At 37.7% G+C, this 24,806-nt stretch carries 28 protein-coding genes and 2 riboswitches; of the genes, 11 read left to right on the top strand and 17 right to left on the bottom strand.

Features of this window, described 5'->3' with window-relative positions; translation table 11 throughout:
- Positions 1–12 precede the first annotated feature (12 nt).
- Positions 13–1,215, bottom strand: a complete 1,203-nt coding sequence (gene metK / locus AC4NPH_RS23675; protein ID WP_013059536.1) for a methionine adenosyltransferase — start codon at positions 1,213–1,215, stop codon at positions 13–15.
- Between the two features lie 132 nt (positions 1,216–1,347).
- A riboswitch (SAM riboswitch) is annotated at positions 1,348–1,465 on the bottom strand.
- A 374-nt stretch (positions 1,466–1,839) separates the two neighbouring features.
- On the opposite strand from metK, the gene pckA reads away from it, so the two are divergent.
- Positions 1,840–3,429: a phosphoenolpyruvate carboxykinase (ATP) gene (pckA, locus tag AC4NPH_RS23670; RefSeq protein ID WP_063672782.1), complete on the top strand. Its 1,590-nt coding sequence runs from the start codon at positions 1,840–1,842 to the stop codon at positions 3,427–3,429.
- A 34-nt stretch (positions 3,430–3,463) separates the two neighbouring features.
- Here the strand turns inward: pckA and AC4NPH_RS23665 are convergent, their stop codons facing one another.
- Both AC4NPH_RS23665 and AC4NPH_RS23660 read right to left on the bottom strand, forming a co-directional pair.
- Positions 3,464–3,706 carry a DUF2584 domain-containing protein gene (locus tag AC4NPH_RS23665; protein WP_013059538.1) on the bottom strand — a complete coding sequence of 81 codons (243 nt, stop codon included), beginning with the start codon at positions 3,704–3,706 and terminating at the stop codon, positions 3,464–3,466.
- A gap of 54 nt (positions 3,707–3,760) precedes the next feature.
- Positions 3,761–4,543, bottom strand: coding sequence for an alpha/beta hydrolase family protein (locus tag AC4NPH_RS23660; RefSeq protein ID WP_013059539.1), 783 nt, complete (start codon positions 4,541–4,543; stop codon positions 3,761–3,763).
- Positions 4,544–4,715: 172 nt separating this feature from the next.
- Between AC4NPH_RS23660 and AC4NPH_RS23655 the strand changes: the two genes are divergently transcribed.
- Genes AC4NPH_RS23655 through AC4NPH_RS23645 form a run of 3 tightly spaced genes read left to right on the top strand, consistent with a single transcriptional unit; the run spans position 4,716 to position 7,279 of the window.
- Entirely contained in the window at positions 4,716–5,714 is a 999-nt protein-coding gene (locus tag AC4NPH_RS23655; protein ID WP_053487788.1) for an ABC transporter substrate-binding protein, read from the top strand.
- A gap of 1 nt (position 5,715) precedes the next feature.
- On the top strand, positions 5,716–6,486 hold the full coding sequence (locus tag AC4NPH_RS23650) for an ABC transporter ATP-binding protein (protein ID WP_025601484.1): 771 nt from the start codon (positions 5,716–5,718) through the stop codon (positions 6,484–6,486).
- Positions 6,473–7,279, top strand: a complete 807-nt coding sequence (locus AC4NPH_RS23645; RefSeq protein WP_053487789.1) for an ABC transporter permease — start codon at positions 6,473–6,475, stop codon at positions 7,277–7,279. The genes AC4NPH_RS23650 and AC4NPH_RS23645 overlap by 14 nt, the downstream gene beginning before the upstream one ends.
- Positions 7,280–7,325: 46 nt before the next feature.
- Here the strand turns inward: AC4NPH_RS23645 and ytkD are convergent, their stop codons facing one another.
- The 5 genes from ytkD to AC4NPH_RS23620 all read right to left on the bottom strand — a co-directional run bounded on the left by ytkD (position 7,326) and on the right by AC4NPH_RS23620 (position 9,890).
- Positions 7,326–7,796, bottom strand: a complete 471-nt coding sequence (gene ytkD, locus AC4NPH_RS23640) for an RNA deprotection pyrophosphohydrolase (protein ID WP_013059543.1) — start codon at positions 7,794–7,796, stop codon at positions 7,326–7,328.
- 104 nt (positions 7,797–7,900) lie between these two features.
- On the bottom strand, positions 7,901–8,221 hold the full coding sequence (locus AC4NPH_RS23635; RefSeq protein ID WP_013059544.1) for a hypothetical protein: 321 nt from the start codon (positions 8,219–8,221) through the stop codon (positions 7,901–7,903).
- Between the two features lie 74 nt (positions 8,222–8,295).
- Positions 8,296–8,721: a phage holin family protein gene (locus AC4NPH_RS23630; protein ID WP_013059545.1), complete on the bottom strand. Its 426-nt coding sequence runs from the start codon at positions 8,719–8,721 to the stop codon at positions 8,296–8,298.
- A 91-nt stretch (positions 8,722–8,812) separates the two neighbouring features.
- A complete protein-coding gene (locus tag AC4NPH_RS23625; RefSeq protein WP_013059546.1) occupies positions 8,813–9,253 on the bottom strand; it encodes a Dps family protein in 441 nt (146 codons plus the stop codon).
- Positions 9,254–9,416: 163 nt separating this feature from the next.
- Complete coding sequence (locus AC4NPH_RS23620; protein ID WP_013059547.1) at positions 9,417–9,890, bottom strand: S-ribosylhomocysteine lyase; 474 nt, start codon at positions 9,888–9,890, stop codon at positions 9,417–9,419.
- Positions 9,891–10,040: 150 nt separating this feature from the next.
- On the opposite strand from AC4NPH_RS23620, the gene yidD reads away from it, so the two are divergent.
- Positions 10,041–10,268 (top strand): membrane protein insertion efficiency factor YidD, encoded by a 228-nt coding sequence (gene yidD / locus AC4NPH_RS23615; RefSeq protein WP_013059548.1) that lies wholly within the window; start codon positions 10,041–10,043, stop codon positions 10,266–10,268.
- A 3-nt stretch (positions 10,269–10,271) separates the two neighbouring features.
- Here the strand turns inward: yidD and AC4NPH_RS23610 are convergent, their stop codons facing one another.
- A complete protein-coding gene (locus AC4NPH_RS23610; RefSeq protein ID WP_014457956.1) occupies positions 10,272–10,844 on the bottom strand; it encodes a beta-class carbonic anhydrase in 573 nt (190 codons plus the stop codon).
- Positions 10,845–10,963: 119 nt separating this feature from the next.
- On the opposite strand from AC4NPH_RS23610, the gene AC4NPH_RS23605 reads away from it, so the two are divergent.
- Positions 10,964–12,151 (top strand): GTP-binding protein, encoded by a 1,188-nt coding sequence (locus AC4NPH_RS23605; protein WP_025601462.1) that lies wholly within the window; start codon positions 10,964–10,966, stop codon positions 12,149–12,151.
- A gap of 83 nt (positions 12,152–12,234) precedes the next feature.
- On the top strand, positions 12,235–13,194 hold the full coding sequence (locus tag AC4NPH_RS23600) for a metal ABC transporter substrate-binding protein (RefSeq protein WP_013059551.1): 960 nt from the start codon (positions 12,235–12,237) through the stop codon (positions 13,192–13,194).
- 29 nt (positions 13,195–13,223) lie between these two features.
- On the opposite strand, the gene AC4NPH_RS23595 is transcribed toward AC4NPH_RS23600, so the two are convergent.
- Complete coding sequence (locus AC4NPH_RS23595) at positions 13,224–13,469, bottom strand: type B 50S ribosomal protein L31 (protein ID WP_013059552.1); 246 nt, start codon at positions 13,467–13,469, stop codon at positions 13,224–13,226.
- 152 nt (positions 13,470–13,621) lie between these two features.
- Here AC4NPH_RS23595 and AC4NPH_RS23590 point away from each other — a divergent pair, with 152 nt between their 5' ends.
- Both AC4NPH_RS23590 and AC4NPH_RS23585 read left to right on the top strand, forming a co-directional pair.
- Positions 13,622–14,956 (top strand): cytochrome ubiquinol oxidase subunit I, encoded by a 1,335-nt coding sequence (locus AC4NPH_RS23590; RefSeq protein WP_013059553.1) that lies wholly within the window; start codon positions 13,622–13,624, stop codon positions 14,954–14,956.
- Between the two features lie 15 nt (positions 14,957–14,971).
- Positions 14,972–16,009, top strand: a complete 1,038-nt coding sequence (locus AC4NPH_RS23585) for a cytochrome d ubiquinol oxidase subunit II (protein WP_013059554.1) — start codon at positions 14,972–14,974, stop codon at positions 16,007–16,009.
- Positions 16,010–16,039: 30 nt separating this feature from the next.
- Here the strand turns inward: AC4NPH_RS23585 and AC4NPH_RS23580 are convergent, their stop codons facing one another.
- From AC4NPH_RS23580 to AC4NPH_RS23570, 3 genes are read right to left on the bottom strand one after another with little or no spacing between them, the layout of a single operon-like run.
- Positions 16,040–16,498, bottom strand: coding sequence for a flavodoxin (locus AC4NPH_RS23580; RefSeq protein ID WP_013059555.1), 459 nt, complete (start codon positions 16,496–16,498; stop codon positions 16,040–16,042).
- A 15-nt stretch (positions 16,499–16,513) separates the two neighbouring features.
- On the bottom strand, positions 16,514–17,269 hold the full coding sequence (locus AC4NPH_RS23575) for a hypothetical protein (RefSeq protein WP_231101793.1): 756 nt from the start codon (positions 17,267–17,269) through the stop codon (positions 16,514–16,516).
- Positions 17,270–17,323: 54 nt separating this feature from the next.
- Positions 17,324–17,605 (bottom strand): DUF2325 domain-containing protein, encoded by a 282-nt coding sequence (locus AC4NPH_RS23570; RefSeq protein WP_013059557.1) that lies wholly within the window; start codon positions 17,603–17,605, stop codon positions 17,324–17,326.
- Positions 17,606–17,812: 207 nt separating this feature from the next.
- Between AC4NPH_RS23570 and AC4NPH_RS23565 the strand changes: the two genes are divergently transcribed.
- Positions 17,813–17,971, top strand: a complete 159-nt coding sequence (locus AC4NPH_RS23565; protein WP_013059558.1) for a DUF1540 domain-containing protein — start codon at positions 17,813–17,815, stop codon at positions 17,969–17,971.
- 66 nt (positions 17,972–18,037) lie between these two features.
- Positions 18,038–18,241: a hypothetical protein gene (locus AC4NPH_RS23560; protein WP_013059559.1), complete on the top strand. Its 204-nt coding sequence runs from the start codon at positions 18,038–18,040 to the stop codon at positions 18,239–18,241.
- Between the two features lie 29 nt (positions 18,242–18,270).
- Here the strand turns inward: AC4NPH_RS23560 and AC4NPH_RS23555 are convergent, their stop codons facing one another.
- From AC4NPH_RS23555 to AC4NPH_RS23540, 4 genes are all read right to left on the bottom strand, one after another.
- Positions 18,271–19,314 (bottom strand): ribonucleotide-diphosphate reductase subunit beta, encoded by a 1,044-nt coding sequence (locus AC4NPH_RS23555; protein WP_013059560.1) that lies wholly within the window; start codon positions 19,312–19,314, stop codon positions 18,271–18,273.
- Positions 19,315–19,330: 16 nt separating this feature from the next.
- On the bottom strand, positions 19,331–21,574 hold the full coding sequence (locus AC4NPH_RS23550; RefSeq protein ID WP_013059561.1) for a ribonucleoside-diphosphate reductase subunit alpha: 2,244 nt from the start codon (positions 21,572–21,574) through the stop codon (positions 19,331–19,333).
- A gap of 133 nt (positions 21,575–21,707) precedes the next feature.
- Positions 21,708–21,893, bottom strand: a riboswitch (cobalamin riboswitch).
- A 280-nt stretch (positions 21,894–22,173) separates the two neighbouring features.
- Complete coding sequence (gene menC, locus AC4NPH_RS23545; protein WP_013059562.1) at positions 22,174–23,277, bottom strand: o-succinylbenzoate synthase; 1,104 nt, start codon at positions 23,275–23,277, stop codon at positions 22,174–22,176.
- Positions 23,278–23,280: 3 nt separating this feature from the next.
- Positions 23,281–24,744, bottom strand: coding sequence for an o-succinylbenzoate--CoA ligase (locus AC4NPH_RS23540; RefSeq protein WP_053487792.1), 1,464 nt, complete (start codon positions 24,742–24,744; stop codon positions 23,281–23,283).
- Positions 24,745–24,806 lie beyond the last annotated feature (62 nt).

Genomic DNA, 24,806 nt, shown 5'->3' with positions numbered 1-24,806 from the left:
GAGATTTTTTTATTATTTAGCTAAAGCTTGAGTTTTTAATGCTTCCGCTTTGTCTGTGAACTCCCAAGGAAGCTCCACATCCGTACGACCAAAGTGGCCGTAAGCTGCTGTTTGCTTATAAATTGGGCGACGTAAATCAAGCATTTTAATGATGCCTGCTGGACGTAGGTCAAAGTTTTTGCGTACTACGTCTACTAGTACTTCTTCAGAAACTTTTCCTGTACCGAATGTATCAATTGAAATAGATACTGGTTGTGCAACACCAATTGCATATGCTAGTTGTACTTCACATTTATCAGCAAGATCAGCTGCTACAATGTTTTTCGCAACATAACGAGCTGCATAAGCTGCTGAACGGTCTACTTTTGTTGCGTCCTTACCAGAGAATGCACCGCCGCCGTGACGAGCATATCCGCCGTAAGTATCAACGATAATTTTACGACCAGTTAAACCAGCATCTCCTTGAGGACCGCCGATTACGAAACGTCCTGTTGGGTTAATGAAATACTTTGTATTTTCATCAATTAACTCGTTTGGAACAACTGGATTAATAACATATTCTTTTAAGTTACGTTGAATTTGCTCTAACGTTACTTCTGGGTGATGCTGGGTTGAAATAACAATTGTATCGATGCGAACAGGTTTGTTGTTTTCATCATATTCAACTGTTACTTGTGTTTTACCATCCGGGCGAAGGTAAGGAAGAATTTCTTCTTTACGTACTTCTGTTAGACGGCGAGCAAGTTTATGAGCTAATGAAATTGGAAGAGGCATTAATTCTTTTGTTTCGTTACATGCATAACCAAACATTAACCCTTGGTCTCCAGCTCCGATTGCTTCGATTTCTTCATCTGACATTTGACCTTCACGTGCTTCTAACGCTTGGTCTACACCAGCAGCGATATCAGCTGACTGCTCGTCGATAGATGTTAATACTGCACAAGTTTCAGCATCAAATCCGTATTTTGCACGAGTATAGCCAATTCCTTTAATTGTTTCACGAACTGTTTTAGGAATATCCACGTAAGTAGAAGTTGTAATTTCACCACTTACTAAAACTAAACCAGTTGTTACGCTTGTTTCACAAGCAACACGAGCATTTGGATCCTTTGCTAGGATAGCATCAAGAATTGAGTCAGAAATTTGGTCACAAATTTTATCGGGATGTCCCTCTGTAACAGATTCTGACGTGAACAGACGACGTTGTGTTGACATCAGTTTTCCTCCTTATAAATACGATACATTGTGATACGGTACTCATTCCCTTATTTTCACTACACGTTAAAAAATATAAAAAAACCTTTCCTTGTATCGAGGAAAGGTATCAAATTCTACATAAGCCTTTCACTCTTATCGATCAAGGTTGTGCCCTTGCATCAGGTTAGCACCTTATCGTCTACACAAAAAAATGACGATGGTTGCTGGGTTTCATAGGGCCTGTCCCTCCACCAGCTCGGGATAAGAGAGTATCCGTTCAAGGACATATAATACATGAAAAAGCGCTTCACTGTCAACAACATTCAAATGGAAATCATCTCTTTATGTTTGAATGTGTTTTAATGTAACATACTCAAATTCCGAAATAGTACATCTTATTAAGAATCATCACTAAGTTTAGTTAATAAGACAGATCAAAATGAGGCTTTCACTTAAAATAGCTTCACTTTTTTTGCTCCTATCACATATACATGTGTCTAAAATAGGTATAACGTACATTTTTTTATAATACACAAACATTTTTAGTTAAATAGTATAGAATAATTAAATAAATGTGTTATACTAATTATAAATTTCAAACATTAATGAATAAATAATAGCTAAAAAAGGAAGGTAGTGCACATGAGTACTGTTGATATGTCTATCGAATTAAATGGTTTGCTTCAATTAAAAACAACAAAACACCAATTATCTGTTCCACAACTTGTTGAAAAAATTCTAGCTCGACGCGAAGGAACGCTGACTTCTACAGGTGCTGTGTCAGTCGAAACCGGAAAATATACAGGTCGCTCTCCTTTAGATAAATTTATTGTAAGCGATGCTGTGTCTTCAAAAGCGGTTGAATGGGGACCTGTCAATCAGCCAATTTCTGCTCAGCGATTCGATGCGCTATACAAAAAAGTCTTAACCCACTTAAAGAAGCAGGATGAACTTTTTGTTTTTAATGGATATGCTGGAGCTGATAAAAAGTATCAGTTACCAATTCAAGTAGTTAATGAATTTGCATGGCATAACCTATTCGCTCAGCAGTTATTCATTCGCCCTTCAGCCGAACAAAAAACAAATGATGATGTGAAGCCGTTTACAATTGTAGCAGCTCCAACGTTCAAAGCTGATCCTGAAACAGACGGGACGAATTCTGAAACCTTCATTATTCTTTCGTTAGAGCGACGCATCGTGCTAATTGGAGGAACTGAATACGCTGGTGAAATGAAAAAATCTATTTTCTCAGTGATGAACTTCTTGCTTCCTCAAAACAATATTCTATCCATGCACTGTTCTGCTAACGTAGGAGAAGAAGGTGACGTTGCATTATTCTTTGGTTTATCTGGAACGGGTAAAACAACGCTTTCTGCTGATGCAAACCGTCGTTTAATCGGAGATGACGAGCACGGTTGGTCAAGCTCTGGTGTATTTAATATTGAAGGAGGATGCTACGCGAAGTGCATTCAGCTTTCCGAAGAAAAAGAACCGCAAATTTTCAATGCAATTCGCTTCGGCGCCGTACTGGAAAATGTAGTGTTAAATCAAAATACGAAAGTAGCAGATTACAATGATAATAGTTTAACAGAGAATACTCGTGCCGCTTATTCAATTGACTCTATTGATAATACGGTATTGCCAAGCGTTGCTGGGCACCCTACAGCTATTGTCTTTTTAACTGCTGATGCCTTCGGCGTCTTGCCTCCAATCAGCAAGCTTACAAAAGAACAAGCAATGTACCATTTTCTGAGCGGATACACTAGTAAGTTAGCTGGAACAGAGCGCGGCGTAACATCGCCACAGGCTACTTTCTCTACATGCTTTGGTGAGCCTTTCTTACCCCTTGCTCCAACAACTTATGCAGAAATGCTAGGAAAGAAAATCGATGAACATAATGTAAATGTATACCTTGTAAATACTGGATGGACCGGCGGTGAATACGGCGTGGGCGAACGAATGAAGTTAAGTTACACTCGAGCTATGGTTCAAGCAGCCCTTGAAGGAGAACTAGCTAATACCGAAACAGTAACAGATGCTATTTTTGGTTTATCGATTCCAACTCATGTTCCGGGAGTTCCTGATGAAGTGCTTCAGCCTTCTAAAGCATGGAACGATGCGACAGCTTATAACCAAAAGGCAACTGAGCTTGCTGCTAAATTCAAAGCTAATTTCAAGCGTTTTAATGATGTAGCATCTGACATTTCAACATTAGGCGGACCTAGAGTCTAATAAAAAACCGATCGTCTATAAGACGATCGGTTTTTTAGTTAGTCGAATGTAATTTTGTCAGTTCATATGTGACAATGGTTTTTTCCTGCTCCATTTCTACCTTACGCACAACAGCAGTTCCAATACATTCTCCATTTTTCGTTTTGTGAATGTTTAATGGAATATCTAACGGATACAAGCGATATCCTTTTTTCTCAATTTGAAAAATGTTATCCGTTACACGCTTTTCGTTGCCTTTTGTCACAATCATTGTATTTAATTCTAGCGGCATCCCCATTTTTTCTCACTCCTCACTGTTATTCTACTTGTTTTCTCTATCGTAGCATATCTTTTATTGCGCTTTCATCCACTTCGTTAACTTCTTCACCGTTTCTCGGTTTTCTTTTGGTGGAAAAGCATGTGGAAAGTTTTCGAAGTACCAGCTGGTAACTTTTTTATTGGACTTCTTTAGTTTAGATTCGAGCTGATAGGAATGATCAATCGACACGTTTTTATCTTCTAAACCATGAATAAGCAAGACCGGCGGCTCGACGAGATGAGCACGATGCAAAGGTGTCCTCCATTCGTATCTTTCAGGATATTTAGAAGGCGTTCCTCCAATCACCCGCTTCATCATTCTTCTTAAATCTTCTCTTTCTTCATATGTCAGCACCATATCCGTGACGCCTCCCCATAACACAAGAGAACGGCTGTCGTTTTTTTCAATGGCTGTGAGTAAAGCCATCACTCCCCCTCTTGAAAACCCAAAAATATGAATGCGGTCATGGTAGACGTTAGGGAGCTGTTTCAGTAAATCGTAAGCAGCAAAAGCATCGTAACGATCATCTCCCGCAAAATCTTCGTTTCCTTCGCCTCCTTGATTTCCCCTATAGAACGGAGCCATCACAATAAAACCTTGAGAAGCAAATTGAATGAGTCGAGCAGGACGAACCGTTCCTACGTTCTTAATACCTCCCCTTAAGTATAAAAAGCCGTCATACATTCCTTTTTCTTTTGGCTCTGCGAGCATTCCTTTAATCTTAAGCCCTTGACATGCATATGTAATCACCCACAGCGCCACGCGAGGGTTTGATGATGGGAAACGCTGTTTATGAAGAATTGTTCCATCTTTCATTTTTTTCCTCCATTCTTTATATAACTAGCCTGCTTTCTCCCGCTAAGGTGTACTTTCAATTGTTGACTAATACTTCTTTGATTTTACACATAGTTATATAGGCACTCACCTTCTTCCACTTCTTTACATACATTATCATAAAATATTTTATTATTTTAAGGAGGTTTGCTTTATGAAACCAATCAAATGGCTTTTTTCTTTGCTTGCTATTATGATTTTACTCATTCCACTAATTAGCTGCAGCAAAACAACATCTGTACAAACGGTTCGTGTTGGCGAAGTAACTCGCTCTATCTTTTATGCTCCCCAGTACGTCGCTATTTCAAAAGGCTTTTTTGAAGAAGAAGGACTAAAGGTAGATTTAAAAACAACGTGGGGCGGAGATAAGACAATGACGTCACTTTTATCTGACGGCATCGACGTCGCTCTAGTCGGCTCGGAAACTTCAATCTACGTATATGCACAGGGGTCTAGTGATCCCATCATCAACTTTGCACAACTAACCCAAACCGACGGAACATTTCTAGTAGCGCGTAAAAAAGTCAATCACTTCTCATGGGATCAGCTTAAAGGCAAAACGTTTCTTGGTCAACGCAAAGGCGGCATGCCGCAAATGGTAGGGGAATATGTGTTGAAACAGCATAATATTGATCCTAAAAAAGATGTAAAACTCGTTCAAAACATTGATTTTGCTAACGTTGCGAATGCTTTTGCTTCTGGCACTGGAGATTACGTTCAATTATTTGAGCCAACGGCTAGTATTTTAGAGCAACAAGGAAAAGGACATATCGTTGCTTCCTTCGGAAAAGAATCAGGAACAGTTCCTTATACAACATTTATGGCCAAAGAAAGCTATTTAAAAGATAACCCTGAAGCAGCGGCTAAATTTACTCGAGCTATTTACAAAGCACAAAAATGGGTGAATACACATAACACAGATGAAATTGCTGAAGTGGTTGCACCGTATTTTGAAGATACACCTAAAGAAACGCTGAAAACTGTTATTGACCGCTATAAATCCCAAAAATCCTTTGCAACTAACCCTTTATTAGATCAAAAAGAGTGGGATCATTTACAAAAAATCATGGACGAATCTGGAGAACTTCCAAGACACATCGATCACAGCAAGCTAGTCAACACAAAATTCGCAAAAGATGCAATGAGTGAGTAATATGACAAAACTTCACATTCAAGATGTTCAGCATATGTATCTTACGACAAAGTCTGCTACCACTGCACTTGAACATATTAATTTGTCTATTGAAGAAGGAGAATTTGTTTCCTTTCTCGGCCCAAGCGGATGTGGAAAAACGACGCTTCTATCGATTATTGCCGGCTTGATTGAACCATCGTCCGGCTCTGTCACAATAGACGGTGAAAATATCGGAACATCAGTCCCAAACATCGGTTATATGCTTCAACAAGATTATTTGTTTCCGTGGAAAACCATTAAAGAAAATATTTTACTTGGTCTTGAAATTCGCGGCCAGCTAACAGATGAAACAGAGAAGAAAGCTTTGTTACTTCTAAAAGAAATCGGTTTACAAGGCGTAGATAGCCTATATCCGCACCAGTTATCCGGAGGCATGAGACAACGCGTCGCTTTAGTTCGAACACTTGCTATTGACCCCGCTATTTTACTCTTAGACGAACCTTTTTCAGCACTCGATTTTCAAACAAAACTCAAGCTTGAAGAACTTGTCTCCAAAACGCTGATGACCTATCAAAAAACGGCCGTTTTGGTCACGCACGATATCGGCGAAGCCATTGCTATGAGCAGCCGAATCTTTTTATTCTCAGCCAAGCCGGGGAAAATCGCAAAAATATTTACGGTTCCTTCTATTTTACGAACCCTTTCTCCGTTTGAAGCACGCCAGCACCCTGTCTATAACGATTTATTTATGGACATATGGAAGGAGCTTGATCAACTTGAAACCCACTAGCTCCCTAAATACTCTTCACGAAAGCTACCTTCGCAAGGTTCGCGGCGAAAAACGATTAGTACTGAGCGTACAGATGGTCATTTTCTTAGCCTTTTTTAGCTTCTGGGAACTAGCTTCTCGTTTAAAGTTGATTGATCCTTTAATTTTCAGTTCCCCTACTAAAGTATGGCATTTATTTTTAATTAAACTTGCCGACGGCTCGCTAGCAGAACATATTGGTTTTACATTATTTGAAACGGTTCTTGGCTTCATTCTAGGCACATTGCTAGGTATTTTACTTGCAACGGCCCTTTGGTATTCAACTAGGCTTGCAAACATATTAGACCCTTACCTCGTTATTTTAAACGCCATGCCCAAAGTAGCGCTGGGCCCTATTTTAATAGTAGCGATCGGTCCAGGATTTTTCTCAATTTTAACGATGGGAGCGATTATATCCGTTATTATTACATCCATCGTCGTTTACACAGCCTTTAAAGAAGTTGATCCAAACTATATTAAATTACTAAAAAGCTTCGGTGCAACGAAAACCCGCTGTTTTAAAGAAGCAATTCTGCCAGCTTCCATGCCTGCCATTATTTCCACATTTAAAGTAAATGTCGGCTTATCTTGGGTAGGCGTCATCGTAGGAGAATTTTTAGTTTCTTCAAAAGGGCTTGGATATATGATTATTTATGGTTTCCAAGTTTTCAACTTTACTCTTGTTCTTCTCAGCTTATTATTAATTGCCATTTTCGCTACGATTATGTACCAAGGCGTTGCTTATTTAGAAAAGAAATTGATCCGACGCTCATAAAAAATCCCCCCGTACAAACGGGGGGATTTTTATTAATACGATGCTTTTACAAAAATGTTCGCTTTACATATTTCATTACATATTGTAAAACATTATCTTTCATGATGAAGCTGTATGCATCATCTTGTTGAATACCCGAAGGTAGTTCATCAATCATTACTGGACCATCTGTTTCCATGTAGTCTTCTTTTTTAATTACATTTCCAATAGTAGCAAAATAAATGTTTTTAATAATAGTCTTTCCTTTACTTACTACTTTGTACTGACCAATATAAGTTAAAGAAGAGACTTCTCCGCCTGTTTCTTCAAATACTTCTCGAACCGCTGCTTCTTCTGGTACTTCATTGCCTTCTAGTTTTCCTCCGGGAAATTCTAAACCTCGTTTTGAGTGATTCGTTAGCAACCATTGATTTTCATACCTGCATACGACCCAAACATGACGTGGAGTTTTCGAGAATGGATTTTTTTCAAATGATAAAAATACTTGATTATGATATGCATCCTTAAATGTGTACATGGTCGACTCAAACTCCATTTGATTTTTCCCTTATTTTATCATACATTACGGCCATACCTGATAAGAAAAGTATGCTCGTACTTTTTTTCTTTGCTTTTTACCCCTTATTCCATTCTATCTGAAGATAAAATATTCATCTGTTTGATATGTGATTTTGTTTCATTGTCTCCCAGCTGATAAAGCATGGTATATATTTCAACTGTCGTTTTATCGTACATATCATTTTGAGAATCATGATGATATTCCAGATATGGAATATGTGATCGCCAAAAGCTCGACCAATCGCTTGAAGCACGCTGATCTAAATACGTTCTCAGCTTCTCCACTTCTTCATCTGTTGCTTCAATTGCATAATTCCAATCTGAAGCAGTATTTGACTGATTGATTTCTCCTGAACTCAGAGATACATAATATTTTTTTGTCATGAAAGATATTCAGCTCCTTCTTTCTAGTGCCAACTTATCTTTCTTATTTGTATCTTATTCTTTTTTTATACACTCTACGATTTAAAGCGGTCTTTTAAAATCGCTATTGCTTTTTTTAACGGCTCTGGAATTGGAATTCCTACAATTCCTGCATTTTCTGTAATTGAAATCATTTCGTTTAAAATATAGAACAAAATAGCTCCATCTCGAATAATATGACCGTTTTCCCAGAATACAGAATCGATAAAGTTTGCTACAGCAATCATGGCAAAAATAAAAATCTTTTTGGCAATTCCTTTAAAACCTACTTTGCTAGATAAACGTTTATTTATAAAAGCTGCAATTGTACCCGTCAAGTAATCCATTGCCACTAATGCTACTAAAGCCATTAGTAAATAGTCCCACTCTCCAAATAAAAAAAAAGCCAGTGAACCTAAACTTGAGATTATCAAGACAGCAAGCTTCTGCATATCCACTTTTTTCACCCTTTCAGCAGTCATAAGCAGTCATATCCCTACAGTATATGCCAGTGAAAAAAAAGTGTTCGTCCATCTTATCATAAAAAAACCTGCGAGTACTCGCAGGTTTTAATTACTTGCCTAGGAATGATTTTAACATCCACGTATGCTTCTCTAAGCTTTGATGAATGGCTAACAGCATGTCTCCTGTTGTTTCGTCGCCCGCTTCACCGGCTGCGTCCATTCCTTCTTTTAATTCAGCAGTTAGCGTATCAAAATCGCTTACTAAAGAAGCAACCATATCTTTAGCCGTTTCGCTTCCATCCGCTTCTTTAATAGAAGAAAGTTCTAACGATTCTTTCATTGTTGCCACAGGTTTTCCTTCTAATGCTAAAAGGCGTTCTGCAAGGTCATCAATAATTGTAGCTGTTTCCGTATACAGCTCTTCAAACTTTTCATGAAGAGTGAAGAATTGTTCACCTTTTACGTACCAGTGAAAGTTATGAAGTTTTATGTACATTACACTAAAATTCGCTACTTGTTTATTAACGATTTCATTTACATTTGCTGCCATGTTTTTCGCTCCTTTGTGAACTCTTTATATAATATAGTTGTACCCTTTTTTAGTTGATTAAAACATTTTTTTCATAAAAAGAGACATTTCCCTTTCTTTAGACTCAGAGAAACTTCTTCATCTTTTTTCAAATAAAATAAGCAGCCCAGTGGACTGCTTATTTTTAGCCAAATACTTTTTCTAAATCTTCTTTGTCCTGTTCTAGCCAGAACTTCATCAAGCGTTTTGCTCCTTCTAAATCGTGAAGTTTCGCTTGACCGCACTGCTTTTCGTTTGCTGCTGGAATTTCAGTAATGTTAATTGCATCTTTTAACGTATCGTCTAACAAGTCAATAATTTCACGTACAGTCGGCTCGCCGCTCACTACTAAGTAGTACCCAGTTTGACATCCCATAGGCGAAATATCAATAATATCAAAGTGATCATATTTTTCTACATGAGTACGAATGTTAAAAGCTAATAAATGCTCTAACGTATGAATAACGTCGGGCTTCATTGCTTGTTTGTTTGGCTGGCAAAAACGAATATCAAATTTATTTACAACGCCGTCGCTTCCCACTTTGTGAACACCGCAGTGTCTTACGTAAGGTGCTTTAACCGCATTATGATCTAGCTCAAAACTTTCTACTGATGGCATAATACCACTCCTTTTTTCTTCTTTCACCTATCATAACATGCAATTCCGATATATTTCATCCATTTAATAACCTTTATTTCTTTTAGTTGCTTTTTATTCCTTCTATCCCTTATAGTATGAGCAAACACGAAAGAAAGAACGTGATAATAAATGATTGCAAAGCTTTTGCTTTTACTTATAAAAGGATATCAAAAAGGAATTTCACCTTTTCTTCCGGCAAGGTGCCGGTTTTACCCTACTTGCTCCCAGTACGGAGTTGAATCCATTAAACGCTTTGGTGCCGTAAAGGGATCTTATTTGACTGTAAAACGCATTTTAAAATGCCACCCGTTCCATCCGGGTGGCATCGATGAAGTACCTGAGAAAAAATCACACTAAGCTTTAGTTGTTTTCGATTGCTTCATACCCATTTACAACAACATCTAGCTTTCCTGTATTTGGATCAATAACTAGTCCATGTACAGGAGTATCTTTTGAAAATAGAGGATGATTACGGATTGTCTCTACACTATGCTGAACAGTCTCTTCTACTGAATCAAAACCCGTTAACCATTGTTTCAAGTCCATAGAATATTCAATGGTATTAATCACTTCATCTGAGATGCCTTTTGCTCTTACTTTCTCTAAAAAAGGTTCCGCCTGAAGTTTACCTGCTCCGCAGTCATGGTGACCAATTACACATACCTCATCAGCTTGTAGCTCGTACACAGCTACTAAAATGCTTCGCATAATACTTCCAAATGGATGTGAAACAAGCGCTCCTGCATTTTTAACGATTTTCACGTCTCCGTTGCGTAAATTTAAAGCGTGTGGAAGCAATTCTACCAATCTTGTGTCCATACACGATAAAATGACCATTTTTTTATCAGGGAATTTGCTTGTTTCGTAAAGTTCATACTTCTTTTCTTCTACAAATTTTTTGTTGAATTCTAAAACATCTTGTAATAAGCTCATTTGCTGTCTTCTCCTTCATAAAAAAAATTCTTTCTTGTATTATAATACTTTTTCCTATAAGATGAAAAGTGTTAAATCGTAATCATTATTATTTATAAACAAGAAAGTAGGTTATAACAGTGAAAAAAATTCCCGTTACCGTTTTAAGCGGATACCTTGGTTCAGGTAAAACAACTCTTTTGAACCATATTTTAAAAAATAAAGAAGGTTTAAAGGTCGCGGTTATTGTCAATGACATGAGCGAAGTAAATATTGATGCAGACTTAGTTAAACAAGGCGGATTTTCTCGAACAGAAGAAAAACTTGTTGAAATGCAAAATGGCTGTATTTGCTGTACGCTTCGAGACGATCTAATGAAAGAGGTAGAACGCCTAGCTGACAATGGTGATATTGATTATATTGTCATTGAATCTTCCGGAATCAGCGAACCTATACCTGTTGCTCAAACATTTACTTATATTGATGAAGAGCTTGGCATTGATTTAACTCAGAAATGTTCGTTAGATACGATGGTCACTGTAGTAGATGCCAATCGCTTTTGGGAAGACTTTTCATCCGGCGAAAGCTTATTAGACCGCAAAGAAGGAACAGATGAAAACGATACAAGAGAAGTGATTGATTTATTAATCGATCAAATTGAATTTGCAAACGTCATTTTGTTAAACAAAGTTGATTTGTTAACAAAAGATGATGCAGATGAGCTGCAGGCCGTTCTTCATAAATTAAACTCAGAAGCCACTGTTATCCAAACAATTAATAGTGAAGTAAGCCTTGAAGCCATACTTCATACCCACTTATTCGACTTTGAAAAAGCTAGTCAAGGAGCCGGATGGATTAAAGAATTAAATGAAGAACATCATACGCCTGAAACGGAAGAGTTCGGTATTTCTTCTTTTGTATACAGAAGGAATCGTCCCCTTCATCCTGAACGCTTTATGAAATGGTTAGAGAACTGGCCGGTTGATATTGTACGCGCAAAGGGATTTTTCTGGCTTGCTTCGCGTAATAATATGGCAGGACTTCTTTCTCAAGCGGGTACGTCCATTATGATTCAAGCAGCGGGTGAATGGATAGCAACTTACGCACCGGAAGAAAGAGAACAAACCTTAAAAGAAGAGCCTGAATTACGAGCAAAATGGGATGAACAATTTGGAGATCGTATTAACGAGCTCGTGTTCATTGGTATTGATATGAACACAGCTGAAATAATTGAAACTTTAGACCGCTGTTTGCTGACAAATGAGGAAATGAATCAAGATTGGGCTACTCTCAAAGATCCCCTTCCTAAGTTTACAGTAAGTGCGTAAATTTTTAGTTTTCAAATCGTAATAATTACGATATAATAACATAGGTCATAAATGGTTACGATACGAACGGAAGGAGCAACATAATGAAATTCAAACCACTTTTAATGGTGCTTGCATTAGGAATCGGAACAGCTCTTGCAGGGTGCAGTTCAAGCAGTGCAAATAACGCATCTGATAATAAAAACAAAAAATTAGAAGTTTATACAACAATCTACCCTTTACAAGACTTTACTGAAAAAATTGGTGGAAAATATGTAGAAGCTAAAAGCATTTTACCAACCGGTGTAGATGCCCATTCATTTGAGCCTACAACAAAAACAATGGTTAAAATCGCCAACGCGGACGCATTCGTTTACTCAGGAATTGGACTTGAAGGTTTTGCAGATAAAGCACAGTCTACACTTAAAAATGAAGATGTAGCTTTAGTAGAAGCTGCAAAAGGAATTAAATTAGCAAAGAGTTCTGAAGATGATCATGCTCACGAAGACGAACATGCCCATGAAGAAGAGCATAACCACGGAGATACAGACCCTCACGTTTGGCTTGATCCTGTTTTAGCTATTCAATTAGCAGAAAATATTAAAGATGAACTTATTGAATTAAAACCAGATAAAAAAGCAGAGTTTGAAAAGAACTTCCAAGCGTTAAAGACTCACCTTGAAGATGTGGACCAAGAGTTAAAAACAACGATTGGCGACGCACCTCATAAAGAAATTTTAGTATCACATGCAGCCTATGGCTACTGGGAAAAACGATACGGCTTAAAGCAAATTAGCGTAGCGGGTTTATCTCCTACAAATGAGCCGTCTCAAAAACAATTAGAAAACATCGTAAAACAGGCAAAAAAAGACCATATCAAATACTTTATCTTTGACCAAAATTTAAAGCCTAAAGTGTCTACGCTTGTAAAAAATGAAGTGGGAGCTCAAGCTTTAACACTTCATAACTTAGAGTCATTAACAAAAAACGATGTTAAAAATAAAGAAGATTATTTCTCCATTATGCAGCACAACATTGATACGTTGAAAAAAGCATTATATTAATAAAAAAACTAGCCTCCCGGCTAGTTTTTTTATTGTAACTTATATTTTTGCTTAAAGCGTTCTACACGGCCGCCTTTATCAGCAAATTTTTGTTTTCCTGTATAAAATGGATGTGTATCCGAACTGATTTCAACTTTTAAAAGCGGATATGTGTTGCCATCTTCCCATTGAACGGTCTCATTTGATTGTTTTGTAGATCCTGATAAAAATGATGTTCCGCTATTTGTATCCATAAATACAACTTTACGATAGTCTGGATGAATATTTGTTTTCATTAAATATCTCTCCTTTAAAACAATATACACTTATTATAATCGTAATGATTACTATTTTCAAGTTATATGTTTTACCAATTCTGATGCATAAAGCGTGGTAAAAAGTGGACAATAAGGTTTATCAATACTTTACTGGAAAGGTTGAAAAATGAATGGATCATTTAGTTACTGCACGTTCAATGTTTGGTTTGAACATGGGAGTACATATCATTTTTGCCACTCTTGGCGTCGGCATTCCTCTCATGATTTTATTGGCTGAAATTCTTTACTACAAAACAAAAGATAAAGATTATGAACTTATGGCACAGCGTTGGACAAAAGGAGCTGCTGTCCTGCTTGGAGTCGCCATTCCTACGGGAACGATTGCTGGTGTACAATTAGCGTTGCTTTGGCCGGGTTTTATGGAAATCGTAGGAAAAGTGATGGCTCTTCCTTTTCAAATTGAAATTTATGCTTTCTTTATTGAGGCTCTGTTTCTCTCTATTTACGTATACGCAGCGGACCGTATTTCTCGAAAAATGAGGATTATCAGTCTAATTTTAGTAGCAATAGGCGCTCTTGCCTCTGCCGTTTTAATTACAAACGTGCACGCATTTGAAGGAACACCTGCTGGCTTTCGAATTTTAAATGGCGAAATTGTAAGCGTAGATCCTTGGGCAGCTTTCTTTAATCCGAGTTTCTTTGTAACGTCCGGTCATGTAGCCGTTTCTGCTTATACAACCGGAGGCTTTGTCATTGCTTCAGTCGCTGCCTTTAAAATGCTTCGTGCGCGAAAACATAATCCAAGAGAATATAAATTTCATCATAAAGCATTGATGATGGGATTAGTAATCGGCGGGATTTTTTCTTTTGTAACAGCTTTGAATGGACATGAATCTATGCAAAAAGTATACGAATATCAACCCGAAAAACTTGCAGCAGCTGAAGGTCTATTTGAAACGCAAGATCATGCGCCATTAGCTTTAGGCGGATTTACAGATGAAAAAGAACAGCGAGTCAAGTATGGAATTGAGTTTCCATGGATGCTCAGCTTCTTGTCGGGTAATAGCTTTAATACAGTGATTACTGGACTCAATGACTTCCCTAGGGATTATTGGCCGCCGCTTTTTGTGCATACCTTGTTTAACGGTATGGTCATTATCGGATCGATTTTAATTTTAGTGGCGCTAGTGGGCGTTGTTTGGTACAAGTTTTTAAAGAAGAAAAGCTTCCCTAAAATTTTTATGTGGGCATTTGTCGCAACAGGCCCTCTCGCGATCATGGGCATTGAATTCGGATGGATTTTCGCATGTACAGGAAGACAGCCCTGGGTCATTTACCGCATCATGCGTACATCAGAAGCAGTTACCACTTCTGCTAATTTGCATATTTTATTTTTTTTATTTTTGCTTGTTTATATCGTACTTGTGGCCGCAGTCGCCCTTGTACTGGTGTTTTATTTCAGAAGAAATCCGCTTTCTAAAGAGCTTGCTGCGCAAGCAGATTAAAAAGGATGTGAGAATATGGGTGATTCATTACTAGCAATTACTGTAATATGGGGCTTCATTTTTATCTATGCCGTAATGGGAACGATGGACTTTGGAGCTGGCTTTTGGTCGATGGTATATATTAATCGTACGAAAACAAATGCTACAGATGTAGCAAACAGATATCTATCGCCTACTTGGGAAGTAACCAATGTATTTATCGTTGCGATTGTTGTTGCGCTGTTTAGTTTTTTTCCTCGAGCTACATTTACGCTTGGCACAGTGTTACTAATACCCGGAAGTATCATTTTACTTCTCTTATCTATTCGAAGCGGATTTTTAGTGTTTTCACACTATGCTAGCAGCTTCAAATATCGGAGAGCATTGGTTTATATATCCGGTATATCCGGCGTGTTAATTCCTGCTTTTTTAATCGCTGTACTGCCAGTAAGTCAAGGTGGATTTATTGATATAATTGATGGCACGCAGCGATTAAATTTAGCAAAAGTATTTTCAAGTCCGCACGTCTATTCATTTATCGGGTTTGCCATAAGCTCTTCGCTGTTTCTATCTTCTCTGTTATTAGCAGATTACTCGAAGTCATCTGACGAAATGGAAGCTTATGCGGTCTATCGGCGTGATGCGCTCATTACAGGACCTCTTTCCCTGCTAATGGCTATCTTTATTATGATTACAATGCAATCAGAAGCAAGCTGGTTATATGATAAAATGATGCAGTTTAAGCCCCTTCTTTACGGATCTGTAGGTCTATTTGTAGTAGCTGGCATTGCTCTGCTGCTACCTTCTCAAAAAGGAAAAGGCATGCCTCGTTTAGCTGTGGTATCCATTATCCTTCAATATTTCTTAGCAAGTTACGTATACGGACGAAGTCATTTACCTTATGTTGTCTATCCAAACGTAACGATTGAGAATGGATTTACACATCCCGATGCGTTTCATTCTTTATTTATTGTGTATATTGTTGGTTTTGCTATTTTATTTCCTGGATTCTTTTATTTCTGGCGTCTATTTATGAAAGATAATAAAGAATACAGCAAAAAGAAGCCATATTAAAAAACCCGGTCAGCACTTGACCGGGTTTTCTTATGAAGGAGCAGATTTTGCTACTACTTCAGCAAAACCTTTAGCAAATACCTTACATTTTTCTACATCTTCTCCAAAGGGAGAGAGCTCGATTTTCAAACCGGGAACGGCTATATTTCCGTTACGTCTCTTTATTTTTTCTTCAATTAAATCAACTGCTCCGCAAAAAACATCATATGATGAATCACCTGAGCCAAATACAGCCATCTGCTTTTGACTGAGATCTATATCATCCATTTCATCATAAAGATCTAAAAAATCATCTGGCAGCTCTCCATCTCCCCACGTATAAGCTCCAAAGATAATAGATTCTGCGGATACAAGGTCAGAAGCATCAATGTCATATACTTCTGCTCGTTTCACATGCAATCCATGCTTGACTAATTCTTCTTCGATCAAATCGGCTATCGCTTCTGTGTTACCTGACATACTCGCATAAGCTAGTAAGATTTCCTTCATGTAAATGACGCTCCTTTACACCAGCAGTGTTGGCCGCACATCTCCTTCTTCACAACATTCTCGCTTAAGAGGACAGTTTTCACACTCACTGGATGCATAATTCTTTTGAAAATGTTTTGGTTCCATTAACACACTTTTGACAATATGTAGTTGAAGTATGGCTTTTTGATAATCGTCTGGTGCAATATGATAAGTTGTTGTTTCTCCAGTTAATAATGAATAAAAACGAATTTGTTCAGGAACCTTTTTAAAAGCTTGTTTCGAAAAAACGATAATAAAGTCTTTCATGGCGTTTTTCACTTCTTCATGGTCATCTAGAATGAATTTTGTTACCGTATAAGACTTCTCTGTCCATGCAGCAAAATCAATGGTTAGAGAAAGGTTGCTTTGAATTTCTTCTACATACACGCTGTATTTCTCAAACACAAAAAGCGGTAGTTCCACATGTGCTTTCTCTCCTAAAAACCTTAGTAAATAATCGCTTACTTTAGCTAACACATCGTAATAGTGAACGGGTGATGAAAACATATTTGGCTTTAGGCGCCAATATTTTTCAATAAGCTGTAAAACATAGAGGTTCGAGCGATACTCAACGGGCTTGCTATAGTATGTTTTAATGATTTGATGGACAGTTACTTGAACAAGCTGTTTCCAATCTATAGATGTTTTTTTCAAAAGAAGCTGCTGCTGATAAAATTTGTACGGACATCGAATAAATTGTTCGATGTGGTCGTTAGAGAGTGTCTTTATATGCACTTTTATCGGTTCCACCTATGTCTCACCACCCTAATTGAAATTCATTCTCAATAATAAGTAAAAATTAAATCATGAAATTTGCTCAATCACTTTACGAATAGCACTCCATGAATGTTTGACGAAATAAATCGGTTTTTTTTGTTTTTTTGCTTTCTCTTTAATGACTTTTGCCATATTGTGATTAATAAAATCCGTAATAACTAATACAAACCCAATATGTTCGGGTATTTCTCGCTTCACCATATTGCTTTTACGGCCATCTAAATGAATTACTTCATTAAATCCTTCTCCCGCTAAACGATCTGTAATATGCTTTAACCTGTCTCCTCCTACAACCATAACTGATGACATGTTTGTTCCCTCCCAATTAATTATTCATTTAATGATTTGACAACAACTTGTATTCTTTACTATATACACAGTTTAATTGAGAATGATTCTCTTTGTCAATGTTTAATTGATAAAAATTCTCAATTAAAATGAAAGTCTACCACCTTTCTTATAAGTTAGTTGAATTTTGACCATACTATAGCTATCACATACAAAGGAGGGTTAACGTTGGAACAAAACATTCTTTGTGAAGTAAATAACTGTCACTTTTGGAAAAATGGAAATCACTGCAGCGCAGAAGAAATTTACGTGGTAAGTCATAGCGGAAAACATGCAGCAAGCAGTTATGAAACAGACTGTAAAACGTTCAAGCCAACTGAAGCGTAACCCGCAAAAGGACAGCCTCTGGGTTGTCTTTTTTCTCTCTTCAAGATCATAAAAAAGGAGACTAATATGAAAACTGAACAACTGATTCATTTTTTTAAAGAAGAAGCAATAAAAGCAAATGAACAAACCTTTCCAATCTATGTACAATCGTTTACTCATTTATGGACATATAAATGGGGAACACTTGAAAACATTCCAGAAGAAATTGATGACTTAATTACCACACGTGCATTAGAACTTGGACTTATTCACTTAAAAAAAGCTGACTAATCAATAAGGAAATTAGTCAGCTTTTGTATTTATAGATCATCAAATCCATTCGCATCTGATGCTTTTGTATATTGTCTTGATTTCTGTTCAAAGAAATCCGTTTTCCCTAAATCTACCTCTTGATAAGCAATAATCCAACGAAGAGGATTTTCAATCGGTGCTTCTGGGAAAGCAGCTCGACCGAAGCCTAACTGATTACAGCGTTTATTAGCCATGTATTCAATATACTGCTGCAGTTCTTTCATCGTGATGCCGTCGAATTTTTCTCCGATAACAGATTCCGCCCATTCAATTTCAAGACGAGCTGCCTCTTGGAACGTTTCAACTACAAACGTTTCTAGCTCCTCCGTACGATAAGCTGGATTTTCATTTAGTACTTCCTTGAAAATCTTTTCAAATAACCCAACGTGAAGCTGTTCATCACGATTGATATAGTTAATCATCGTAGATGTCGCCACCATCTTTTGATTTCTCGCAAGATTATAGAAGAAAGCAAATCCGCTATAGAAGAAAAGGCCTTCTAAAATAACATCATATACCATAGACTTCAAAAAGTTTTCAACCGTTGCTTCTTCGCTAAATGCTTTATATCCGTTTGTAATAAAGTCATTTCGAGCGCGAAGCTTTTCGTCTGTGCGCCAGTATTCAAATACTTCATCTTGTTTTCCTTTTGGTACAAGACTTGATAAAACATATGAATACGAATGATTATGAACCACTTCTTGCTGCGCTAAAATAATCATTAGAGCATTAATCGAAGAATCGGTTACATAGTCAGCTACTTTGCTAGCATAATCTGATTGAATACTGTCCAGTAGCGCCAGCAAGCCAATAATTTTTAAAAAGCTCTCTTGTTCGTCAGCCGTTAACTGAGGGAACTGCTTAATATCTTGACCCATATTAATTTCAAACGGCGTCCAGAAGTTAGCTAGCATACGTTTGTATTTAGGGAACGCCCATGAAAATCGGACGTCATCCCAGTTTAGAATATTTGAGCTCTTGCCGTTAATGATTCCTGTCGAACGGTTCGGAGCTGTTTCGTTCATTAATTCTCGTTTTAACATGCTTGTCATCAATTATTCACTCCTTTTAACTATGACAGCTTTCACATTCTTCAATGACTTCACTTGATGTTGAACGTACGTAGTAGGTCGTTTTTAACTTTTCTTTCCATGCCGTCATATGAAGATCCAGCAGCTCTTTTGCTCGGATATCATTTTGCACATATAAGTTGAATGAAATGGATTGATCAATATGGCGCTGTCGCTTGGCGTTTTGCTTAATGCTCCAGTGCTGATCAATTAAATAAACGGACTTATAATACCAGTTTGTTGCTGGTGATAAATCTGGTGCCGTCACCGGGATTTTATAGTTTTTCTTTTCCTCTGAATAAAACTTACGGAAAATCGGATCAATACTTGCAGTAGAACCCGCGATAATAGATGTTGATGAATTAGGTGCTACAGCCATTAAGTAGCCATTTCTTATCCCATTGCTTTGAACTTCGTTACGCAGTTCACTCCACGCTTCGCTTGTGTATTTACGTGTTTCAAAATAAGCGCCTGACTCAAAATCTGAGCCTTTAAATAATGGATATGCACCTTTTTCTTTAGCTAAGTTCATGCTTGCCTGTACGGTTAAGTAAGCAATTTGCTCATATAATTCATCGCAATATGCTACCGCTTCATCTGTTTCCCATGCTATTTTCTTTAAGGCAAGCAAATGGTTCCAACCAAATGTGCCAAGCCCTACTGCGCGGTACTTTTGGTTTGTTAGTTTTGCTTGAAGTACCGGCAAATCATTTAACTCAATAACGTTATCAAGCATGCGTACTTGAATTGGAATTAAACGTTCAAGCACATCTTCAGTTACGGCTCTCGCTAAGTTGATAGAAGAAAGATTACATACAACAAAATCGCCCGGATTCTTTGTAATAATAATTTTTCCGTCTTCCGTAATTTCCTCTGTTACGACCGTTGTGCTTTGGTTTTGCGTAATTTCTGTACATAAGTTGCTGCAGTAGATTATGCCCTCGTGGCGGTTTTGATTAGCTCGGTTAACCGTATCACGATAGAACATATAAGGCGTTCCGGTTTCAAGCTGCGAAAGCATAATGCGCTTGAAGATTTCAATAGCAGGTACTGTTTCTCTTGAAAGCTGTTCATTATTTACACACTCAGCGTAACGAGTGCGGAACGAACCGCTGCCTTCTTCTTCATCATAAAAATCTTCTAACGAGTAGCCCATCAGCGTACGAACTTCGTGAGGATCGAATAAGTGCCAGTCTTCACGTGCCTCTACTTTTTCCATAAACAAATCTGGCAAACATACGCCAGTGAATAAATCATGCGTGCGCTGACGTTCGTCACCATTGTTCAAACGCGCGTCTAAGAATGAAAAGATGTCTTTGTGCCATACGTCTAAATATACGGCAATAGCTCCTTGTCGTTGACCTAGCTGATCGACACTTACAGCCGTATTATTTAGCTGTTTCATCCATGGAATTGTTCCTGATGATACGCCTTTAAAACCTTTTATATCACTTCCTCGGCTTCTAATATGACCGAGGTAGACACCAATTCCGCCTCCATTTTTACTAAGCGTGGCCAAATCTGTATTGCTATCATAAATACCGCGTAAGCTGTCATCAATCGTATCAATAAAGCAGCTAGATAGCTGTCCGTAGCTCTTTCCTGCGTTTGAAAGTGTTGGTGTGGCAACCGTCATATATAGACTAGAAAGCGCCCAGTACGCTTCTTTTACTAATGCTGTTCGATTTTCTTTCTTTTCTTGAGACATCAGCGTCATAGCAATGATAAGAAAACGTTCTTGCGGTAATTCGTATACGCGCTTATCATGTGATGTCGCTAAATAGCGATCTGCTAATGTCAACAATCCAATGTATGTAAATAAACGATCGCGTTCAGGAATAATGACTGAAGCAATTTCATTAATTTCTTCTTCTGTATATGTTTTTAATAGCTGCTTATTATAAATGCCGATTTTTGTTAGTTTTTGAATAAGCTGATAAAACGAACCGTACTTCTCTTTTTTATCGTAACCTCGGTTGTCCGCTGCTTTTCGATATAGTTCGTTTAAGTAGACGTCTGCCGCTACGTACGTCCAATCGGGTTCTTCCATTGAAATACGCTCTAAGGCTGCCAAAATTAGTACGTTTGCAACCTTTTCGTCCGTCATATTTTCCTTTACTGTAACAGTTTGAATAACCTTTTCCTCATACAAAGAAAAATCAAGCTGCGTAAATTCTTTTTTTAAACGTTCAATATATGCAGTTAATTCATGTAGAATTGTAGGCTTTAATGTATTCACCATAAATATGGCTCCTCTCTTCACTTCAAAATAAAAAATCGCTCACCGTACCTCGGTGAGCGAATAGAACGAAGATAGAAGAAGACACTAAGTCTTTTCTCAATCCTCGCTCTACCCTCTCACCTCCCGAAGAAGATAAAACGACATAAAAAAGGCAGGTCTCCTGACTTATGCTTCTTTTTACTTTAAGGCCTTCCCATGATGTTTACTCACAGTGGATCTCCTTATTTCATCAGCATTCACAGTTGCGGGGACAGCTTTGGACTTTCACCAAATTCCCTTTTAAGTCTTTTTATCAGACACCTTTTTCACTGGAAAACACAAAATATAGTATTTTATTATGGATTTCAAAACAACATATTGTGTTATGTTATAAACACATTATATAGGACAACTTAGAAAACTATCAACCTATTTTCAAAAATAATTTTGTTTTTTACGATAAAACTCTTCGACCTTTTTCATCAAACTATTCCATCATAACATGTTTTGACACGCTTGATGGAACAATGTGCTCTTTTTAAAAAATTTGTCCTATTTTTCTACTAAACATTGACAACCTCAATAAAAAAAACCGTTTTTCATAAAAAAACGGTTTTTAATTATTTGTATTCTTTTTCAAATGCTGTGATTGTTTTGATAAACTTTTTATCAATATCGTATCCTATCCCCGGTTTTCCCTTCACCTTTATTACTCCGGCTTCTACCTCTACTTCGGGCTTAATAATATCTTTTTCCCAATAGCGAGACGACGCAGAAATATCACCTGGTATCGTGAAAGAAGGCAGTGTGGCAAGGGCGATATTATGAGCTCGTGAAATCCCTGCTTCTAACATTCCTCCAACCCAAAGTCTTACACCATGCTGGACGCATAAATCATGAATTTGCTTTGCTACGGACATTCCGCCAACTCGACCGATTTTCACATTGATAATCTTACAGCTTTCTTGTTCAATTGCATGACGTGCATCTTCATAGCTCACAATACTTTCATCTAAGCAAATCGGCGTCTTCATTTGCTTTTGTAACAATCGATGATCAAGGATATCATCAGAACTTAACGGCTGTTCGATCATCATTAAATTCAATTCATCTAGTTTCTTCAATGAATCACTATCGCTTAACGTATAGGCTGAATTGGCATCAGCCATAAGAGGAATGCTTGGAAATTCATCTCGAATTTGTTTCAGTAGCTCATAGTCAGCACCCGGCTTAATTTTCACTTTAAAGCGCTTATAGCCATCTTTCATGTAAGTCTTTATTTGTTCTTTCATTACGGAAATGTCATTTAAGCCAACTACCACTCCAGCTTCTACAGCAGGCCTTACTCCGCCAATTACTTCAGATAACGGCTTATTTTGCCGCTTTGCATACAAATCCCATACAGCACAGTCCAAAGCTGCTTTAGCCATGTTATTTCGCTTTAGAGGTTTGAATAGCTTTTGAACATCCTCTGGTTTTTGAAGCTGCTGATGAAGAAGCGAAGGAATTAAAAAATCGTCTAACATATGAAAACACGTCTGAATCGTTTCTTCCGTATACCAAGGAGATGAAAAAGCAACGACCTCTCCCCACCCTGTAAAACCTTTTTCATCTTCTACTTCCAGCAAAATCAATTCTCGATCCTGCACCGTACCATAGCTTGTTGAAAAAGGAGAAAGAAGCTTCATGTCAATTTTATAAAGATGTACTTTTTTTATAATCATCGATTAACTACCTTTCTGTATGAACGATGATAGCTTCCGGCGTATGATTTTATTAGAAGCCGTTCGCGGCAGCTCCTCTACTCGAACGAAATACTTTGGAAGTTTGTACTTCGCTAAAAATTGTTGCATGTGTAAAGATAATTCTTCATCTGAAACGTCTTCTTTTATAACGATGCATGCTGCCGGAACTTGTCCCCATTTTTCATCGGCTACTCCCGTTACACCAGCCTCTTTAACAGCAGGGTGCTTCAATAAAATATTTTCAATTTCAGCTGGATATACATTTTCTCCACCTGAAATAATGAGGTCCGAACGTCTGTCTAATACATATAGGAAGCCTTCTTCATCCACTTTCCCGATATCTCCTGTATAGAACCAGCCTTGTTGAAGGGCTTTTTCAGTAGCTTCAGGTTTATTTAAATATCCTTTTGTAACATTTGGACCTTTAACAATGATTTCTCCTGCTTCGCTTGTTTCATTTCCTTTTTCATCTACAATTTTCATTGCACATGGAAATAATGGTTTACCTGCTGATCCCAGTTTTCGCAAACTGTCTTCAGGTGAAAGGGTAACGAACTGTGAAGATGTTTCTGTCATTCCATACGTTTGATAAACAGGAATTTCTTTATTCACACAAGCCTCTAAAATAGTAAGCGGTGCAGGTCCTCCTCCTAAAAGCATGCAGCGAAACGTATGCGGATATTTCCGTTCCCCTAACTCATCGAGCATATTGGATAGCATGGAAGTGACAACCGAAATAATCGTTACCCCTTTGTTTTCAATCGCTTCATTTACTGCTCTTGCTTCAAACCGTTCTTCTAAAATGATTTTCATTCCGTAAAAGACGCTCCGCATTAAAATAGATAAGCCGCTAATATGAAACAAAGGAACCGCTATAAGCCAGCAGTCTTTTTCATTTAATCCTAAATTAAGCGCTGAGCCAACGGAACTCCACCAGTGATTTCCATATGTCTGCAGCACTCCTTTTGGATGACCTGTTGTTCCAGACGTATACATAATGGTGAATGTCTCCTCGAGATTCCACGTTTTTTGAAAACCTGTTTCTGCTTCTGGAGAACTTTTTAAAGCAGGTAAAGTAAGCTGAGTAATGGAACTTTGGAATTCTCTCATTAAAAATGTTTCATCCGCAATAAGCAACGACACGTTTGCATCTGTTAGCTGATAATTAATTTCTTCGTTTGTCAAACGCGTGTTGACGAGCAGCAACCGGGCGCCAATATAAGAAACCGCATGTAAAATCTCAATAAACTCCACTCTATTTTTCATGTATAAAGCAATGGTATCGTCTTGCTTTACACCGTTAAACGAAAGCTGCTGTGCTACTTTTTGAACACGTTTATGAAGCTCTTGAAACGTAAGAGACGTTTGCGGTGTTTCTACCGCCACTCGATTTGGCGTCAAATATGCTCTTTGCATAAGCCCATTGGGAATCGTTTGGCTACTCATGAATTTCTCTCCTTTTTATACTGATTAACTAAATTAAATTGAAAAAACAGCCTGATGATAAT

It is taken from the genome of Priestia sp. MDV22-iso46 (genome assembly GCF_058629175.1).
This window is presented reverse-complemented; position numbering and strand designations above follow the sequence as displayed.

Excerpts from the sequence above, each read along its gene's own strand:
- AC4NPH_RS23665 (WP_013059538.1), bottom strand. The coding sequence starts at position 3,706 with ATGGGGATGCCGCTAGAATTAAATACAATGATTGTGACAAAAGGCAAC.
- pckA (WP_063672782.1), top strand. The coding sequence starts at position 1,840 with ATGAGTACTGTTGATATGTCTATCGAATTAAATGGTTTGCTTCAATTA.
- metK (WP_013059536.1), bottom strand. The coding sequence starts at position 1,215 with ATGTCAACACAACGTCGTCTGTTCACGTCAGAATCTGTTACAGAGGGA.
- AC4NPH_RS23590 (WP_013059553.1), top strand. The coding sequence starts at position 13,622 with ATGGATCATTTAGTTACTGCACGTTCAATGTTTGGTTTGAACATGGGA.
- AC4NPH_RS23540 (WP_053487792.1), bottom strand. The coding sequence starts at position 24,744 with ATGAGTAGCCAAACGATTCCCAATGGGCTTATGCAAAGAGCATATTTG.
- AC4NPH_RS23660 (WP_013059539.1), bottom strand. The coding sequence starts at position 4,543 with ATGAAAGATGGAACAATTCTTCATAAACAGCGTTTCCCATCATCAAAC.
- AC4NPH_RS23655 (WP_053487788.1), top strand. The coding sequence starts at position 4,716 with ATGAAACCAATCAAATGGCTTTTTTCTTTGCTTGCTATTATGATTTTA.
- AC4NPH_RS23560 (WP_013059559.1), top strand. The coding sequence starts at position 18,038 with ATGAAAACTGAACAACTGATTCATTTTTTTAAAGAAGAAGCAATAAAA.
- AC4NPH_RS23570 (WP_013059557.1), bottom strand. The coding sequence starts at position 17,605 with ATGTCATCAGTTATGGTTGTAGGAGGAGACAGGTTAAAGCATATTACA.
- AC4NPH_RS23555 (WP_013059560.1), bottom strand. The coding sequence starts at position 19,314 with ATGACAAGCATGTTAAAACGAGAATTAATGAACGAAACAGCTCCGAAC.
- AC4NPH_RS23610 (WP_014457956.1), bottom strand. The coding sequence starts at position 10,844 with ATGAGCTTATTACAAGATGTTTTAGAATTCAACAAAAAATTTGTAGAA.
- AC4NPH_RS23635 (WP_013059544.1), bottom strand. The coding sequence starts at position 8,221 with ATGACAAAAAAATATTATGTATCTCTGAGTTCAGGAGAAATCAATCAG.
- menC (WP_013059562.1), bottom strand. The coding sequence starts at position 23,277 with ATGATTATAAAAAAAGTACATCTTTATAAAATTGACATGAAGCTTCTT.
- yidD (WP_013059548.1), top strand. The coding sequence starts at position 10,041 with ATGATTGCAAAGCTTTTGCTTTTACTTATAAAAGGATATCAAAAAGGA.
- AC4NPH_RS23650 (WP_025601484.1), top strand. The coding sequence starts at position 5,716 with ATGACAAAACTTCACATTCAAGATGTTCAGCATATGTATCTTACGACA.
- ytkD (WP_013059543.1), bottom strand. The coding sequence starts at position 7,796 with ATGTACACATTTAAGGATGCATATCATAATCAAGTATTTTTATCATTT.
- AC4NPH_RS23625 (WP_013059546.1), bottom strand. The coding sequence starts at position 9,253 with ATGGCAGCAAATGTAAATGAAATCGTTAATAAACAAGTAGCGAATTTT.
- AC4NPH_RS23630 (WP_013059545.1), bottom strand. The coding sequence starts at position 8,721 with ATGACTGCTGAAAGGGTGAAAAAAGTGGATATGCAGAAGCTTGCTGTC.
- AC4NPH_RS23595 (WP_013059552.1), bottom strand. The coding sequence starts at position 13,469 with ATGAAAACAAATATTCATCCAGACTATCGTAAAGTTGTATTTATGGAT.
- AC4NPH_RS23620 (WP_013059547.1), bottom strand. The coding sequence starts at position 9,890 with ATGCCATCAGTAGAAAGTTTTGAGCTAGATCATAATGCGGTTAAAGCA.
- AC4NPH_RS23585 (WP_013059554.1), top strand. The coding sequence starts at position 14,972 with ATGGGTGATTCATTACTAGCAATTACTGTAATATGGGGCTTCATTTTT.
- AC4NPH_RS23580 (WP_013059555.1), bottom strand. The coding sequence starts at position 16,498 with ATGAAGGAAATCTTACTAGCTTATGCGAGTATGTCAGGTAACACAGAA.
- AC4NPH_RS23600 (WP_013059551.1), top strand. The coding sequence starts at position 12,235 with ATGAAATTCAAACCACTTTTAATGGTGCTTGCATTAGGAATCGGAACA.
- AC4NPH_RS23550 (WP_013059561.1), bottom strand. The coding sequence starts at position 21,574 with ATGGTGAATACATTAAAGCCTACAATTCTACATGAATTAACTGCATAT.